This is a genomic window from Pseudomonas sp. P2S-1 (assembly GCF_057197725.1).
Genome location: NZ_CM170068.1, coordinates 4718595 through 4734110, shown reverse-complemented (window position 1 = coordinate 4734110; position 15516 = coordinate 4718595). Strand labels below are relative to the sequence as shown.

Below are 15516 nucleotides of genomic sequence, written 5' to 3'. Positions count from 1 at the left end.
ATCAGCTCCCCTGAAGCGGCGTTTCATCCTGGAAGAAGTAGTCCTTCCACGACTCGGGTTTGTGCTTGATGGCGCCGACCCGGTAGAGGAACTCCGCCAGTGGGTAGGTGTTCTTCGGCGTGACGGTGAACTCGTATTTCGGGTTGTCGATGATCTTCAGCAACTCGTCGCGGCTGATCTTCGCCTTGGTCACGCGGATGTAGGTGTCGGCTGCGGCCGCCTTGTCCTTCTGGGCGAAGTCCGCCGCCTCGGCCAGGGCCTCGACGAAGGCCTTGTAGGTCTTCGGGTTGTCCTTGCGGAATTTCTCGGTGGTGAACAGCACGGTCGGCGAGTTGGGGCCGAGCAGTTCGTAGGTGTCGAGAACGACGTGGACGTCCTTGTTGGCCAGCGCCTGCTCCTGGAAGGGCGGGTTGGAGAAGTGCCCGTTGAGCTCGGTGCCGCCGGCGAGCAGCGCGGCGGTGGCGTCCGGGTGCGGAACGGCCAGGGTGTACTTGTCGAGGCGGTTGTATTCCTTGTCGCCCCACTGCTGGGCCGCGGCGTACTGGAGGAAGCGCGACTGCACCGAGACACCTACCGCCGGCAGGGCGATGCGGTCCTTCTCGCTGATGTCGGCAATGGTCTTCACGTTCGGGTTGCTGCTCAGCAGGTAGTACGGGAAGTTGCCGAGCGAGGCCACGGCCTTGACGTTCTGCCGGCCGTAGGTGCGGTCCCAGATGGTCAGCAGCGGGCCGACGCCGGCACCGACGATATCCACCGAGCCGGAAAGCAGCGCGTCGTTGGTCGCGGCGCCACCGGAAAGCTGGGTCCAGTCCACTTTGATATCGATGCCCTGTTCCTTGCCGTGCTTCTCGATCAGGTTTTGGTCACGGACCACGTTGAGCAACAGGTAAACGATGCCGAACTGTTCGGCGATACGGATTTCGCCTTCGGCCTGGGCAGTGGCCGGAGCGACGAGGCTGCCGGCGATCAAGCTGGCGCTCAGGCCGATGCCGGCCGCGAGGCGGCTGAGTGTTTTGCGCATGATGAGTCCTCGGCGGATCAGAACGGGGCGTCGCCCTGGATGGTGGTGCGATAGAGCTTGCGACGCAGGTGCGCCGGGCAGCCGGTGGCGAGGTGGATCAGCGAGCGGTTGTCCCAGAACACCAGGTCATGGGGCTGCCACTGATGGCGATAGATGTTCTGCTCCAGCACGCTGTGGGCGTACAGCTCGGCGAGGATCTGCCGGCTTTCGTCATCGGGCAGGCCGACGATGCGGGTGGTGAAGCCTTCGCTGACGAACAGCGCCTTGCGGCCGTTCTCCGGGTGGGTGCGCACGACGGGGTGGATGACTTCGGCGACCTGGGCCAGTTGCTCGGCGCTCAGGGTCGGGCGCCAGTTGCCTTCGAACTTGGTCTCGCTGTAGCGCGCGGTATAGGAATGCGCCGCCTGGCGGCCTTCGACGGCCTTGCGCAGGGCGTCCGGCAGGCCTTCCCAGGCCTTGTGCATATCGGCGAACAGGGTGTCGCCGCCTTCGCTGGGCAACTCCTGGGCGTGCAGCATCGAGCCCAGGCTCGGCAGTTCCTTGTACGACAGGTCCGAGTGCCAGAACTTGCCGGCATCACCGAGGCCGAGGTTCTGGCCGTTCTCGACGATGTTGGAGACGATGAGGATTTCCGGGTGGTTGGCCAGCAGGAACTGCTTGAGCACATGGATCTGCAGCACGCCGAAGCGGCGGCTGAAGGCGATCTGTTGTTCGGGGGTGATGCGCTGGTCGCGGAAGACCAGGACATGGTGGTCGAGGTGGGCCCGGTGGATTTTGGCGAAGTCTGCGCCGTTCACCGGTTGTGCCAGGTCCAGGCCGATGATCTCGGCGCCGACTGCGCCGTTGAAAGGCCGGATCTCGAAGGGTTGCTGCTGTGCGCTGTCGATGGACGACAAGGCGTTGGAGGCCGCTGACATGTTTAACTCCCGCGCAGAGCGCGCCCAATGGAGCGCGCATCGATCAGAAACTCACGGTTTCGCCGTGTTGGTTCGTGTTCGTGCGGCGCGCCGATTGGTCGGCAGGTACGCAGGGGATTGACTATAAAGGCATAAGAAAAATTATTTAAATACCTTTAAGAAATAAGAATATTCGGGTTTTTGGGGTGCTCTTCAGGGCCTCATCGCTGGCAAGCCAGCTCCCACAGGGACCGTATGCGCCGCCGAACCTGTGGGAGCTGGCTTGCCAGCGATAGGGCCCTGACAGTCACTCAAACAGCCAAGCCATGCGCCGTAGCCTGCAACCCCGCCAACACCAGCCGCTGATACAACTCCTCCTTCAGCCCATCCGGCTTCTCCAGCCCCATCCGTGCCAACTGAGCTGACCATTCTTCAGCCGGTGGCGCCTCCAGCGCTGCCTTGCCCAGCTCCAGCACCTCGCTCAGCTTGAACTTGCTCTTCAGCCAGTTCAGCGCCCGCAACAGGTCGCGCTCCTCGGCCGTGAAGTCACACCCCAGCGGATACTCCGGAAACAGCCGCCCATGCCGCTCACGCAAGGCTTCCAGACGCTCCGAGGTGTTGTTGCAGTAACGCTGGTCCAGCTCGAAATCCTCCGGCAGCTTGCCGGCCTTCTGCGCCTGCTCCTGCAACTGCGCCTGGAAGCGCGAATCACTGATCGCCAGCAACCGGGCAATCACCTCGGCATCGGTCTGCCCGCGCAGGTCGGCAATCCCGTACTCGGTCACCACCACATCGCGCAGGTGCCGGGGAATGGTGCAGTGCCCATATTCCCAGACGATATTCGAACTCACCTCGCCCCCCGCCTCGCGCCACGAACGCAGGAGCAGCACCGAACGCGCGCCCTCCAGCGCATGGCCCTGGACCACGAAGTTGTATTGTCCGCCAACCCCGCTGAGCACCCGCCCGTCCTCCAGTTGGTCAGCCACCCCGGCGCCCATCAGGGTCATGGTGAAGACCGTGTTCATGAAGCGCGCATCGCGGCGTTGCAGGCGCTTGAGCATTTCCTGGCCGTACAGCTCGTTGATGAAGCTGATCGCGCCCATGTCGATGCGCTTGCGACTGGCCAACGGCAGCTCGCGCAGGCGCTGGTAGAACGCCTGCGGCCCGAGGAAGAAGCCGCCATGCACCAGCACTCCGTCGTCGGTGTCCGCCGCACCGCTGTTGGCCGCATGCTGGCGCACCGCATCGGCATACACCGGACGGCGGATGATCCCGGCTTCGAGCAGCGCCAGCAGGCCGTTGACGAACATCTCGCTGCAGCCATAAAGCCCCTTGGCGAAGGGCATCACCCCGCCCTCGCGCTCGATCAGCCCGTGCCAGGGCGCCAGGTGCAGTTCGCCGAGCAGCGCCTGGTATCCCTCGTTATCCGCCTGCCGCGCCAGCAGCGCCGCAGTCAGGGCATCGCCCATGGCACCGATGCCGATCTGCAAGGTGCCGCCATCGCGCACCAGGGTGCTGGCATGCACGCCGATGAAATGGTCCTGGGTGCTGACCGGCATATTCGGCGTGGAAAACAGCCGGGTACGCTCGGGCTCGTCGATCAGCAGGTCGAAGTCCCCGCGCTTGAGCTCCGAGGCACCGGGCATGTAGGGCAACTCGGCATGCACCTGGCCAAGCAGAAGGATGGTTTCGCCGGCCGCGCGACGGCGTTCGATCATCGGCAGCAGGTCGAGGGTGATATCGGGGTTGCAGCTCAGGCTCAGGTAGTCCGGGCGTTCGCCATCCTCGGCGACGATCTGCGCGATCAGGTTCAGGCCCTTGGCATTGATGTCCCGCGCCGCGTGGCTGTAGTTGCTGCTGACGTAGTCCTGCTGCGCCTGCGCGCTGTGCAGCAGGCTGCCGGGCTGCATGAAGAACTGCTCGACGCGGATATTGGCCGGCAGGCGGCTGGCCCGCAGGTCGCGCAGGTAGTCGAGTTCCGGATAGTCGGCGAAGACCCGTTCGACGAAGGGCTCTAGAAAGCGTCGCTGCAGGCCGTCGCCCAGATCGGGGCGGCCCAGGGACAGCGCCGTATAGATCGTCAGGCGCCGCTCCGGCAGCTCGCGCACCCGGGCATACAGGGCGTTGACGAAGCGGTTGGGCTTGCCCAGGCCCAGGGGCAGGCCCATGTGGATATGGGCCGGTAATTGCGCCAGAACCTGGTCTACTGCGGCTTCGATCGAGTAGGTGCGCACGCTGTCGGCTCTCCGTTGGGTCCCTTGAGTACAGCTTGGACCGAAGCGATGTGCGAATTACTGCACGGCCCCCGGAAACGACGAAGCCCGCACAAGGCGGGCTTCGAGGCGTGCAGCGCGAGGCTTACAGGCCGGACATCTTCTTGATGGCGCCTTTCAGGTCGTCATCCGAGCAGTCGGCGCAGGTGCCTTTCGGCGGCATGGCGTTGATGCCGGTGATGGCCTTGGCAAGGATGCCGTCCAGACCACCCTGGTGGTCGGCGCGCTCTTTCCAGGCCGCGGTGTCGCCGATCTTCGGCGCGCCCAGCAAGCCGGTGCTATGGCAGGCGTTGCAATGCTTGGCGATGATTTCGTCCGGGGTCTTGGCACCGCCACCACCTGCGGTAGCAGCCACTTCCATGCCCTTGCATTCCTGCCCCTGGACGCAGACCTGGCCTACGGGTTCGAGACGCTTGGCGATGTCGTCATTGGTCGTAGCCTGGGCACTGACTGCCCAAAGGGCCACTACGGTAGCTGGTATAGCCAGCATTTTCTTGATTGGATTCACACGTACACCCTCATGGTGGCTAGTCACGCCTGCGGCCACGGTTTCGCAGGCGGCGCAAGTATAGCGGGAACCCTGACTCACCGGAACAACCACATTAAATAAAGGGGTTTATCCGCGACAATCAGCCGCGCCACCCTCGCTGTCAGAAGTTCGCCGGGGTGGCCGCGCTGATAAGCCGGGCCGGCTTATCGTAGGGGTTGCGAAAACGGTGTGGCTTGGTGCTTTCGAAATAGTAGCTGTCGCCCGCTTCGAGGATGAAGGTTTCGAAGCCGACCACCAGTTCCAGCTTGCCCTCGAGGAGGATGCCGGTCTCTTCGCCGTCGTGGGTGAGCATCTCTTCGCCGGTATCGGCGCCCGGCGGGTAGATCTCGTTGAGGAAGGCGATGGCCCGGCTCGGATGGCCGTTGCCGACCAGCTTCATGGTCACTTCGCCGTCCGAAATGTCGAGCAGTTCGTGGGCCTTGTAGACGATCTGCGTCGGGTTCTCCGGCAGCAGGTCTTCGGAAAAGAACTCCATCATCGACATCGGAATACCGCTCAGCACCTTGCGCAGCGAGCTGATCGAGGGGCTGACGCTGTTCTTCTCGATCATCGAAATGGTGCTGTTGGTCACGCCCGCACGCTTGGCCAGCTCTCGCTGGGAGAGGCCCTTGACCTTGCGAATGGCTTGTAGTCGTTCACCGACGTCCAATGCTGGAGCCTCCTGACGAATGTGGGGGTCGAAATGTGCGCCATCATCGCAACAGCGTTCAGTATTTACAACACTTCGACCCGCAGTTCGTCAGTGATGGCCTCACTCTCCGGTATAGACCAAAGGCACCCGGCGCAGGTTGCAAAAGATCTGGTAGGGGATGCTGCCGGCCTGGGTCGCGACGTCGCTGGCGAGGATGTTCTTGCCCCACAGCTCGACAGTGCTGCCGAGCCCGGCCTGCGGGACGTCGGTGAGGTCGATGCAGAGCATGTCCATGGAGACGCGACCGATCAGTTGCGCAGGTTTGCCGGCGACCAGGACCGGCGTGCCGGTGGGTGCATGGCGCGGGTAACCGTCGGCATAACCCATGGCGACCACACCGACCCGGGTCGGGCGCGGGCTGACGAAGCGTGCACCATATCCCACAGGCTCGCCGGCCGGCAGCTCGCGCACGCTGATGACTTTCGACTCCAGGGTCATCACCGGTTGCAGGCGGGCGGCCTCGGCCTGTTCGGTTTCGAAAGGCGTCGCACCGTACAGCATGATGCCCGGACGGACCCAGTCGCTCGGCACCTGCGGCCAGCCCAGCACCGCAGGCGAATTGCGCAGGCTGACCTCGGCCTTCAGGCCCTGGCGGGCGGCTTCGAACACCGCGACCTGCTCGTTGCTGGCATTGCTGTCCAGCTCGTCGGCGCGGGCGAAGTGGCTCATCAGGACGATCTTCGACACCTTGCCGCTGGCCTGCAGGCGCTGGTATGCCGTCTGATAGTCGCGCGGATGCAGGCCGACGCGGTGCATGCCGGTGTCCATCTTCAGCCAGACCTGGATCGGCCTGGCCAGAGTGGCCTTCTCGATCGCTTCCAGTTGCCAAAGGGAATGCACCACGCACCAGAAGTCGTGTTTGACGATCAGCTCCAGCTCGCTGGCCTCGAAGAAGCCTTCGAGCAGCAGCACCGGGGCCTTGATCCCCACTTCGCGCAGCGCCAGCGCCTCCTCGATGCAGGCCACGGCAAAGCCGTCGGCCTCGGCTTCAAGGGCCAGGGCGCAGCGCACCGCGCCGTGGCCGTAGGCATCGGCCTTGATCACCGCCAGGGCACGGGCCCCGGTCAGCTGGCGAGCGAAGCGGTAGTTGTGACGCAGGGCTTGGAGGTCGATCAGGGCACGGGCGGGACGCATGACGGCAGCCTTCTGGCAGTCTGGTTGTGAATAACTTGTTCTGAAAAAAGGCCCGGTACCGCAACGGCACCGGGTGAAGAGAGGGTGTTACGAAAGAGCGGCGACTACCGACATCTCAACCAGGATCTCCGGCTCGCAGAGCTTGCTCTGCACCGTGGCCCGGGCCGGGGCGACGCCCTTGGGCAGCCACTTGTCCCAGACCGCGTTCATGCCCTGGAAATCGGCATCGATGTCCTTCAGGTAGATGGTCACCGAGAGCAGGCGGGTCTTGTCGGTGCCGGCCAGGTCCAGCAAGCGCTCGATATTGCCCAGCGTTTCCCGGGTCTGCTGTTCGATCCCGGCGTTCATGTCGTCACCTACCTGGCCCGCGAGATACACGGTGCCGTTGTGGGCGACGATCTGGCTCATGCGGTCATTGGTGAGCTGGCGCTGGATTGCCATGCTTGGCGGTCTCCTGAGTGTGTCCGTAACGGGAAATGTCGAGCCCTTCGGCGCTGATCTGCGGCTTTTTGCGCGCCATCAGGTCGGCCAGCAGGCGGCCCGAGCCGCATGCCATGGTCCAGCCGAGGGTGCCATGACCAGTATTGAGGAACAGGTTGCGGAACGCGGTCGCGCCGACGATCGGCGTACCGTCCGGAGTGGTCGGGCGCAGGCCGGTCCAGAACTCGGCCTCGCGCAGATTGCCGCCCAGAGGATAAAGATCGTTGACGATCATCTCCAGCGTTTCGCGCCGACGCGGGTTCAGCGACAGGTCAAAACCGGCGATCTCGGCCATGCCGCCGACGCGGATGCGGTTGTCGAAGCGGGTGATGGCGACCTTGTAGGTCTCGTCGAGAATGGTCGAGGTCGGGGCCATGTCCGGGTTGGTGATCGGCACGGTCAGCGAGTAGCCCTTGAGCGGGTAGACCGGGGCCTTGATGCCCAGCGGCTTGAGCAGTTGCGGCGAGTAGCTGCCCAGGGCCAGCACGTAGCGGTCGGCAGTTTCCAGCTTGCCGTCGATCCACACGCCATTGATGCGGTCGCCGGCGAAGTCGAGGCGCTGGATGTTCTGGCCGAAGCGGAATTCGACGCCCAGGTTGCGCGCCATCTCCGCCAGGCGGGTGGTGAACAGCTGGCAGTCGCCGGTCTGGTCGTTGGGCAGGCGCAGGGCACCGGCGAGGATATCGGACACATTGGCCAGGGCCGGCTCGACCCGGGCGATGCCTTCGCGGTCCAGCAGCTCATAGGGCACGCCGGCCTGTTCGAGGACGGCGATGTCCTTGGCGGCGTTGTCGAGCTGGGCCTGGGTGCGGAACAGCTGGGTGGTGCCGAGGCTGCGGCCTTCGTAGGCGATGCCGGTTTCGGCGCGCAGTTCGTCGAGGCAGTCGCGGCTGTACTCGGACAGGCGGACCATGCGCTCCTTGTTCACCGCGTAGCGGTTGGCAGTGCAGTTGCGCAGCATCTGCGCCATCCACAGGTACTGGTCGACATCGCCGGTGGCCTTGATCGCCAGCGGAGCGTGGCGCTGCAGCAGCCACTTGATGGCTTTCAGCGGCACGCCCGGGGCGGCCCAGGGCGAGGCATAACCTGGCGACACCTGGCCGGCGTTGGCGAAACTGGTTTCCATGGCCACCGCCGGTTGACGGTCGACCACCACGACTTCGAAACCTTGCCGGGCCAGATAGTAGGCACTGGCGGTCCCGATCACACCGCTACCGAGTACCAGAACGCGCATGTTGTTATCCCTCGAGGCGGCGCACCGCCACAATTTTTGTGAATGGCATGAATGGGCGCAGTGTAAAAAACTCGAGGCAGTGCATTTCACTATATAAAAACCTATATTTGGCGAGAATTCTCGGCAAAGTCGGCTTTTACAAAGGGGCATCCACTATGAGAACCCAGCACCAGAGCAAGCGCGAGCTGGACAAGATCGACCGCAATATCCTCCGGATACTGCAGAGCGACGGGCGTATTTCCTTTACTGAACTGGGGGAGAAGGTCGGCCTGTCGACCACCCCGTGCACCGAGCGGGTCCGCCGCCTGGAGCGCGAAGGCATCATCATGGGCTACAACGCCCGGCTCAATCCGCAGCACCTCAAGGGCAGCTTGCTGGTGTTCGTCGAGATCAGCCTGGACTACAAGTCGGGGGATACCTTCGAGGAGTTCCGCCGGGCGGTGCTCAAGCTGCCGCATGTGCTGGAATGCCATTTGGTCTCGGGGGACTTCGACTATCTGGTGAAGGCACGGATTTCCGAGATGGCGTCGTATCGCAAGTTGCTGGGGGACATCCTGCTCAAGCTGCCGCATGTGCGGGAGTCGAAGAGCTATATCGTGATGGAAGAGGTGAAGGAGAGCCTGAACCTGCCGATTCCGGATTGATCTTGAGGGCCCTATCGCTGGCAAGCCAGCTCCCACAGGTTCGGCGGTGCACGCGATCACTGTGGGAGCTGGCTTGCCAGCGATGAGGCCCTAAGCCTTCACACAAGCACCTGCCGGGTAGTCGCAATAAACTGATGCACCAACCGCTCCGCCCCCGCATCGATCATCTCCTCCGGCCCCCGCCCCCGCGGACACGGCAGGCGCGGCGTAGTCCCGAACAACCGGCAGATCATCGGCCGCTCCTCATACACCGTGCAGCCCTGCGGCCCCAGGTGCACACAGTTCAACTCGGCCAGCGCCGCTTCCTGCTCCTCGGCACTCTTGCGCGGCAGCCGGGCCATTTCCTCGGTCGAGGTGGTCACCGGCCCGCAGCAGTCATGACAGCCCGGCACGCACTCGAAGGACGGAATCTGCTCACGCAGAAAACGGATTTTGTGACTGTTGCAGGCCATGAAACGGAACCGCCAAAGGGAAGAAAGCCGCTATTTTGCCCGACGGTTGCCTGCCCCCGGAAGCACCGCCTATGCTGCCCGCCTTCACCTCTCACTGCCGCAGGACGACGCCCATGCACACCGCCTCCTACTACGCCGCCAGCAGCGTCCCACAGCCGGACTACCCGCGGCTGGACGGCGAGCAGCGTTGCGACGTCTGTGTGATCGGCGGCGGTTACTCCGGCCTGAACACCGCCATCGAACTGGCCGAGCGCGGCTTCAGCGTGATCCTGCTGGAGGCGCGCAAGGTCGGCTGGGGCGCCAGCGGGCGCAATGGCGGGCAGTTGATTCGCGGGGTCGGCCACGGTCTCGAGCAGTTCGAGCCGGTGATCGGTGCCGAAGGCGTGAAACAGATGAAGCTGATGGGCCTGGAAGCGGTGGAAATCGTCCGCCAGCGGGTCGAGCGCTACAACATTGCCTGCGACCTGACCTGGGGCTATTGCGACCTGGCCAACAAACCCCGGGAATACGAAGGTTTCGCCGAAGACGCCGAAGCCCTGCGCGCCCTCGGCTACCGCCATGAACTGCGCCTGGTGCCGCCGGAGCAGATGCACAGCGTGATCGGCTCGGACCAGTACACCGGTGGCCTGATCGACATGGGCTCCGGTCACCTGCATCCACTCAACCTTGCGCTGGGTGAAGCGGCCATCGCCAGTGGCCTGGGCGTGCGGATTTTCGAACAGTCCGCCGTCACCCGCATCGACTACGGACCCGAGGTCAAGGTCCACACCGCCCAGGGCTCGGTCCGCGCCAACACCCTGGTGCTGTGCTGCAACGCCTACCTCAATGACCTGAACCCCGAGCTGGGCGGCAAGGTGCTCCCGGCCGGCAGCTACATCATCGCCACCGAACCGCTGGACGAAGCGCGGGCGCGGCAACTGCTGCCGCAGAACATGGCAGTGTGCGACCAGCGGGTGACCGTGGATTACTTCCGCCTCTCCGCCGACCGCCGTCTGCTGTTCGGCGGTGCCTGTCACTACTCGGGGCGAGACCCGCAGGATATCGGCGCCTACATGCGCCCGAAGATGCTCAAGGTGTTCCCGCAACTGGCGGATGTGCGCATCGACTTCCAGTGGGGCGGGATGATCGGCATCGGCGCCAACCGCCTGCCGCAGATCGGCCGCCTGCGCGAGCAGCCCAATGTGTATTACGCCCAGGCCTACGCCGGGCATGGCCTGAATGCCACGCACCTGGCGGGGCGCTTGCTGGGTGAAGCGATCAGCGGACGGGAGAGTGGGCGTTTCGATCTGTTTGCCCAGGTGCCGCATATCACCTTCCCGGGCGGGAAGCATTTGCGCTCGCCGTTGCTGGCGCTGGGGATGTTGTGGCATCGGCTCAAGGCGCTGGTCTGAGCCCTTCTGTGTTGCTGATGGCCTCATCGCTGGCAAGCCAGCTCCCACAGTGTCTGCGGCGCCGCTGAACCTGTGGGAGCTGGCTTGCCAGCGATGAGGCCATCAAAAACATCACAAGACGTCACTCCCGCCAGAACGGCTTCAACCCCTCCTCCACCGCATCCACCTTGCTCAACCCGATATCCTTCAACTGCGCAGGCGTCAGTTCCAGCAGTGCCTGCCGCGTTTCCCAGCGATGCCGCCACAAGCGCAGGGTGCCCAAAAACCATGGCCCGCGCAGCCGGGCGTCACGCTGCGCCCGCTCCACTTCGCTGCCATACAGTTTCAAGCGCACATCGCTCAGGCCGTTCATCGCGTCTTTCCTCCAGGGTTGGTAAACCGTGTAGAAAGAATGCGCGTGTAGGAAAATTCGTTACAGATTCAACCTGTCAGAATTTTCTTCATACAGATTTCTACGTTTCCTCTCTGAATGCTGTATTTTTCCGAAATCTGTACTGGTTATTTCCCACAGTCTGCCCCCGGAGTACGCAGCATGACCCTGTACGTCAACCTCGCCGAGCTGCTCGGTGCCCGTATCGAACAGGGCCTTTACCGTCCCGGGGACCGCCTGCCATCGGTCCGCGCCCTGAGCCTGGAGCACGGGGTCAGCCTGAGCACGGTGCAACAAGCCTACCGCCTGCTGGAAGACAACGGCCTGGTCGCGCCGCGCCCGAAATCCGGCTATTTCGTCCCGCAAAACCGCACCCTGCCCGCCCTGCCGGCAGTCGGCCGACCGGCACAGCGGCCTGTGGATATCTCCCAATGGGAACACGTGGTGGAGCTGATCCGCAGCGTCCCGCGCAAGGACATCGTCCAGCTCGGTCGGGGCATGCCCGACGTCAACAGCCCGACCCTGAAACCCTTGCTGCGCAGCCTCGCCCAGCTCAGCCGGCGGCAGGACATGCCCGGCCTGTATTACGACACCATCAGCGGTACCCAGGCCCTGCGCGAGCAGGTGGCGCGGCTGATGCTCGACTCCGGCTGCACCATCGACGCCGCCGACCTGGTCATCACCACCGGCTGCCATGAGGCGCTGTCGGCCAGCATTCGCGCGGTGTGCGAGCCGGGGGATATCGTCGCGGTGGACTCGCCAAGCTTCCACGGCGCCATGCAGACCCTCAAGGGCCTGGGCATGAAGGCCATGGAAATCCCCACCGACCCGCTCACCGGCATCAGCCTCGAAGCCCTGGAGCTGGCCCTGGAACAATGGCCGATCAAGCTGATCCAGGTGACGCCGAGCTGCAACAACCCGCTCGGCTACATCATGCCGGAAGCGCGCAAGCGCGCCCTGCTCAGCCTGGCCCAGCGCTTCGACGTGGCGATCCTCGAGGACGACGTGTATGGCGACCTGGCCTACACCTACCCACGCCCGCGCACGATCAAATCCTTCGACGATGACGGACGCGTCCTGCTCTGCAGTTCCTTCTCCAAGACCCTGGCCCCGGGCCTGCGCGTCGGCTGGGTAGCGCCCGGGCGCTACCTGGAGCGGGTGCTACACATGAAGTACATCAGCACCGGCAGCACCGCGACGCAGCCGCAACTGGCGATCGCCGACTTCATCGAGGCCGGCCACTACCAGCCGCACCTGCGGCGCATGCGCAGCCAGTACCAGCGCGGGCGCGACCAGATGATCGACTGGGTGACCCGCTACTTCCCCGAAGGCACCCGGGTCAGCCGGCCCCAGGGCAGCTTCCTGCTCTGGGTCGAGCTGCCGGAGGCCTGCGACACCCTGAAACTGAATCGTCTGTTGCTCGACCAGGGCGTACAGATCGCCATGGGCAGCATCTTTTCCGCCTCGGGCAAGCACCGCAACTGCCTGCGCATGAACTACGCGGCCCAGCCGACCCCGACCATCGAGGCGGCGGTGCGCAAGGTCGGGGAGAACGCCATTCGTCTGCTGGGAGAAGAAGCGAAGCACGGGTAACGTTTCGCTGTCGGACGCGGTCTACAGTTCAACTGCCCCGCGACCACGGAACTCCGACTTGACCAGCCAACGGCTCCTGCCCTTCCTGCTGACCCTGCTGCTGGCCCTGAGTGGCTGCGCCAGCGTCAGCGTGCCCCGTGACGTCAGCCAGGCAATCCCGGCCGAGCAGTCCGCCTTCGGCCGCTCGGTACAGCGCGAGGCCCAGGCCCATGACGGGCTCTCCGGCTTCCGCCTGCTGCCCAACAGCAACGAAGCCTTTCGCGCCCGCGCCGAGCTGATCCGCAATGCGCAAAGCAGCATCGACCTGCAGTACTACATCGTCGCCGACGGCCTCAGCACCCGGGCCCTGGTCCACGAACTGCTGGCTGCGGCCGACCGTGGCGTGCGCGTGCGCATCCTCCTCGATGACACCACCAGCGACGGCCAGGAAGACCTGATCGCCACCCTCGCTGCCCACCCGAACATCCAGATCCGCGTGTTCAACCCGCTGCAACTGGGGCGGGCCACGGGCGTCACCCGGGCCATGGGCCGCCTGTTCAACCTCTCGCGCCAGCACCGGCGCATGCACAACAAGCTGTGGCTGGTGGACAACAGCATGGCCATCGTCGGCGGGCGCAATATCGGCGACGCTTACTTCGATGCCGAGCCCAACCTCAACTTCACCGACATCGACCTGCTCGGCGTCGGCCCGGTTGCCGAACAGTTGGGGCACAGCTTCGACCAGTACTGGAACAGCGCCCTGAGCAAGCCCATCGGCGACTTCCTCTACAGCCTGCCGGACGCCGACGACCTGCGCGCCAGCCGCCAGCGCCTGGAGCGCTACCTCGCCGATGCCCGGACCCAGCGCAAGGCGCTGTATGACCGGCTGATGGCCTATCAGACCCAGCCGCACCTGGATATCTGGCGCAACGAACTGATCTGGGCCCACAGCCAGGCCCTGTGGGATGCGCCGAGCAAGGTCCTGGCCGACGACGAGCCCGACCCGCAACTCCTGATGACCCGGCAACTGGCGCCGGAGCTGAACGGCGTGCGCAAGGAGCTGATCCTGGTTTCTGCCTACTTCGTGCCCCGTGACGAAGGGCTGCTGTACCTGACCAGCCGCGCCGATGCCGGCGTGCGGGTCGATCTCCTGACCAATGCCCTGGAGGCCACCGACGTCCCGGTGGTCCACGGCGGCTATGCGCCCTATCGCCGGGCGCTGCTGGAGCACGGGGTGAAACTCTTCGAACTGCGCCGCCAGCCCGGCGACCCCGGCCAGCCGCGCTACGGCTTCAGCGGCGCCTCGGACTCCAGCCTGCACAGCAAGGCCATCGTCTTCGACCGGCAGAAGACCTTTATCGGCTCGTTCAATTTCGACCCGCGTTCGGTGTTGTGGAACACCGAGGTCGGGGTGCTGGTGGACAGTCCGGAGCTGGCGCAATACACCCGCGACCTGGCGATCCAGGGGATGGCGCCGGCGGTGGCGTATCAGGTGGAGTTGCGCGAAGGGAAGCTGGTGTGGGTGACCGAGGACGATGGCCAGCTGCATGTGCTGACCACCGAGCCTGGGGGGCTGTGGCGAAGGTTCAATGCGTGGATCGCCAAGGCGGTGGGGTTGGAGAAGATGCTTTAGGCTGTGGCCTCCTCGAAGGCTTGCGGACGTCGCGCCAGCAATACGAGTACGAATGCACCGATGGCCATGAACCACGGCAACGCATGCCCGCTGACCCATTGGCTCCCCGCCCCCGCCGCCAGCGGCCCGATCAGGCAACCGATACCCCACAGCTGCGCCACATGGGCATTGGCCCGCACCAGCGCATCATCCCGATAACGCTCGCCGATCAGGATCAGTGACAGGGTGAACAGCCCGCCCGCGCTGGCACCGAACAGCACCCACAGCGGCCAGATCAGTTGCGTCTGCAGGAGCAGCGGAATCATCAGGCTGGACACCGCCAGCGTCGCCGCGCAACCACTGAACAGCGTGCGCCGGGACATGCGGTCGGCCAGCGCGCCGATCGGCAACTGCAGCACCGCATCCCCGACCACCACGGTGCTGACCATGAACAGCGCCACCTCCGCGCTGAAACCCTGCTGCAGGCAGTAGACCGGCAGCAAAGTCAGGATCATCGCTTCAAACGCGGCGAACAGGGCGATGGCCCACGCGATCACCGGCAACCTCCGACAGAAGCCGAACAGGTCGAAGAAGGTCACGCTGGCCGCCTCGGTACTCGGCGCGCCGCCACGCCCAAACAGCAACAGCGGCGAGACGACCAGCAGGCCGACACCGATCCAGAAACCGAGGTCGTCACCCGAACCCACCACGCCCAGCAACAACGGCCCGGCCAGTTGGCTGAGGGCGTAGCTGCTGCCATACAGCGCCACCAGCCGCCCACGCCATTGCTCCACCACCAGCTGGTTGATCCAGCTTTCACCGAGAATGAAGACGATGGTCAGGACCACGCCGATCAGCAAACGCAGCACCAGCCACACCGGATAGCTCGGCAGCAGCGCCAGCGCCCCGATGGACAACGCACCGGCCCACAGGCATAGACGCATCAGCCCCGGTGTGCCAAAGCGCGCCGCGAGGCGGCTGGCCAGGCTGGCACCCAGCAATACGCCGATCGCCGGCATCGCCGCCATCACGCCAATGGCGAAACTGCCGTAGCCCCAGCCTTCCAGGCGCAAGGACACCAGCGGCATGCTGACCCCCAACGCCAGGCCGACACTGAGCACGGCCGCCAAGACGGCGAAATAAGTCCCCCAACGCATCTCACATCCCTCGAAGCATTTCCGTACAGCACAGACGAC

At 64.6% G+C, this 15516-nt stretch carries 15 protein-coding genes; 4 read left to right on the top strand and 11 right to left on the bottom strand.

Going from position 1 to position 15516, the window contains the following annotated elements; all coding sequences use genetic code 11:
- Position 1 precedes the first annotated feature (1 nt).
- From AC2CQI_RS21185 to dadA, 8 genes are all read right to left on the bottom strand, one after another.
- Positions 2-1021, bottom strand: coding sequence for an ABC transporter substrate-binding protein (locus AC2CQI_RS21185; RefSeq protein ID WP_484577781.1), 1020 nt, complete (start codon positions 1019-1021; stop codon positions 2-4).
- Positions 1022-1038: 17 nt separating this feature from the next.
- Positions 1039-1938 carry a TauD/TfdA dioxygenase family protein gene (locus AC2CQI_RS21180; protein WP_484577780.1) on the bottom strand — a complete coding sequence of 300 codons (900 nt, stop codon included), beginning with the start codon at positions 1936-1938 and terminating at the stop codon, positions 1039-1041.
- A 290-nt stretch (positions 1939-2228) separates the two neighbouring features.
- On the bottom strand, positions 2229-4085 hold the full coding sequence (locus AC2CQI_RS21175) for an acetyl-CoA hydrolase/transferase C-terminal domain-containing protein (RefSeq protein WP_484580648.1): 1857 nt from the start codon (positions 4083-4085) through the stop codon (positions 2229-2231).
- 190 nt (positions 4086-4275) lie between these two features.
- A complete protein-coding gene (locus AC2CQI_RS21170; RefSeq protein WP_075806004.1) occupies positions 4276-4680 on the bottom strand; it encodes a c-type cytochrome in 405 nt (134 codons plus the stop codon).
- Positions 4681-4840: 160 nt separating this feature from the next.
- Complete coding sequence (locus AC2CQI_RS21165; protein WP_075805878.1) at positions 4841-5389, bottom strand: cupin domain-containing protein; 549 nt, start codon at positions 5387-5389, stop codon at positions 4841-4843.
- Between the two features lie 102 nt (positions 5390-5491).
- Positions 5492-6565, bottom strand: a complete 1074-nt coding sequence (gene alr, locus AC2CQI_RS21160; RefSeq protein ID WP_484577779.1) for an alanine racemase — start codon at positions 6563-6565, stop codon at positions 5492-5494.
- Positions 6566-6652: 87 nt separating this feature from the next.
- Entirely contained in the window at positions 6653-7006 is a 354-nt protein-coding gene (locus tag AC2CQI_RS21155; RefSeq protein WP_484577778.1) for a RidA family protein, read from the bottom strand.
- Complete coding sequence (gene dadA, locus AC2CQI_RS21150; RefSeq protein ID WP_484577777.1) at positions 6978-8279, bottom strand: D-amino acid dehydrogenase; 1302 nt, start codon at positions 8277-8279, stop codon at positions 6978-6980. Before dadA ends, AC2CQI_RS21155 begins: the two co-directional genes overlap by 29 nt.
- Positions 8280-8434: 155 nt before the next feature.
- Between dadA and dadR the strand changes: the two genes are divergently transcribed.
- The gene (dadR, locus tag AC2CQI_RS21145; RefSeq protein WP_075805874.1) at positions 8435-8923 is read left to right on the top strand and encodes a transcriptional regulator DadR; all 489 of its coding nucleotides are present in this window, start codon (positions 8435-8437) and stop codon (positions 8921-8923) included.
- Between the two features lie 98 nt (positions 8924-9021).
- Here dadR and AC2CQI_RS21140 read toward each other — a convergent pair whose 3' ends face one another.
- Positions 9022-9375 (bottom strand): YkgJ family cysteine cluster protein, encoded by a 354-nt coding sequence (locus AC2CQI_RS21140; RefSeq protein ID WP_484577776.1) that lies wholly within the window; start codon positions 9373-9375, stop codon positions 9022-9024.
- Positions 9376-9446: 71 nt separating this feature from the next.
- Between AC2CQI_RS21140 and AC2CQI_RS21135 the strand changes: the two genes are divergently transcribed.
- Positions 9447-10766: an NAD(P)/FAD-dependent oxidoreductase gene (locus AC2CQI_RS21135; protein ID WP_484577775.1), complete on the top strand. Its 1320-nt coding sequence runs from the start codon at positions 9447-9449 to the stop codon at positions 10764-10766.
- A 121-nt stretch (positions 10767-10887) separates the two neighbouring features.
- Here AC2CQI_RS21135 and AC2CQI_RS21130 read toward each other — a convergent pair whose 3' ends face one another.
- Positions 10888-11118, bottom strand: coding sequence for a DUF1127 domain-containing protein (locus tag AC2CQI_RS21130; protein WP_075805871.1), 231 nt, complete (start codon positions 11116-11118; stop codon positions 10888-10890).
- A gap of 180 nt (positions 11119-11298) precedes the next feature.
- Here AC2CQI_RS21130 and AC2CQI_RS21125 point away from each other — a divergent pair, with 180 nt between their 5' ends.
- Both AC2CQI_RS21125 and AC2CQI_RS21120 read left to right on the top strand, forming a co-directional pair.
- Entirely contained in the window at positions 11299-12729 is a 1431-nt protein-coding gene (locus AC2CQI_RS21125; protein WP_086937271.1) for an aminotransferase-like domain-containing protein, read from the top strand.
- Positions 12730-12787: 58 nt separating this feature from the next.
- The gene (locus AC2CQI_RS21120; RefSeq protein ID WP_484577774.1) at positions 12788-14341 is read left to right on the top strand and encodes a phospholipase D family protein; all 1554 of its coding nucleotides are present in this window, start codon (positions 12788-12790) and stop codon (positions 14339-14341) included.
- On the opposite strand, the gene AC2CQI_RS21115 is transcribed toward AC2CQI_RS21120, so the two are convergent.
- Positions 14338-15477: an MFS transporter gene (locus AC2CQI_RS21115; protein ID WP_484577773.1), complete on the bottom strand. Its 1140-nt coding sequence runs from the start codon at positions 15475-15477 to the stop codon at positions 14338-14340. The two genes, AC2CQI_RS21120 and AC2CQI_RS21115, sit on opposite strands and share 4 nt — an antisense overlap.
- Positions 15478-15516: the final 39 nt, after the last annotated feature.

What these genes read in the sequence shown, in the direction of transcription:
- dadR (WP_075805874.1), top strand. Translation starts at nt 8,435, where the DNA reads ATGAGAACCCAGCACCAGAGCAAGCGCGAGCTGGACAAGATCGACCGC.
- AC2CQI_RS21175 (WP_484580648.1), bottom strand. Translation starts at nt 4,085, where the DNA reads ATGGGCCTGCCCCTGGGCCTGGGCAAGCCCAACCGCTTCGTCAACGCC.
- AC2CQI_RS21140 (WP_484577776.1), bottom strand. Translation starts at nt 9,375, where the DNA reads ATGGCCTGCAACAGTCACAAAATCCGTTTTCTGCGTGAGCAGATTCCG.
- AC2CQI_RS21185 (WP_484577781.1), bottom strand. Translation starts at nt 1,021, where the DNA reads ATGCGCAAAACACTCAGCCGCCTCGCGGCCGGCATCGGCCTGAGCGCC.
- AC2CQI_RS21130 (WP_075805871.1), bottom strand. Translation starts at nt 11,118, where the DNA reads ATGAACGGCCTGAGCGATGTGCGCTTGAAACTGTATGGCAGCGAAGTG.
- dadA (WP_484577777.1), bottom strand. Translation starts at nt 8,279, where the DNA reads ATGCGCGTTCTGGTACTCGGTAGCGGTGTGATCGGGACCGCCAGTGCC.
- AC2CQI_RS21135 (WP_484577775.1), top strand. Translation starts at nt 9,447, where the DNA reads ATGCTGCCCGCCTTCACCTCTCACTGCCGCAGGACGACGCCCATGCAC.
- alr (WP_484577779.1), bottom strand. Translation starts at nt 6,565, where the DNA reads ATGCGTCCCGCCCGTGCCCTGATCGACCTCCAAGCCCTGCGTCACAAC.
- AC2CQI_RS21155 (WP_484577778.1), bottom strand. Translation starts at nt 7,006, where the DNA reads ATGGCAATCCAGCGCCAGCTCACCAATGACCGCATGAGCCAGATCGTC.
- AC2CQI_RS21170 (WP_075806004.1), bottom strand. Translation starts at nt 4,680, where the DNA reads ATGCTGGCTATACCAGCTACCGTAGTGGCCCTTTGGGCAGTCAGTGCC.
- AC2CQI_RS21125 (WP_086937271.1), top strand. Translation starts at nt 11,299, where the DNA reads ATGACCCTGTACGTCAACCTCGCCGAGCTGCTCGGTGCCCGTATCGAA.
- AC2CQI_RS21180 (WP_484577780.1), bottom strand. Translation starts at nt 1,938, where the DNA reads ATGTCAGCGGCCTCCAACGCCTTGTCGTCCATCGACAGCGCACAGCAG.
- AC2CQI_RS21115 (WP_484577773.1), bottom strand. Translation starts at nt 15,477, where the DNA reads ATGCGTTGGGGGACTTATTTCGCCGTCTTGGCGGCCGTGCTCAGTGTC.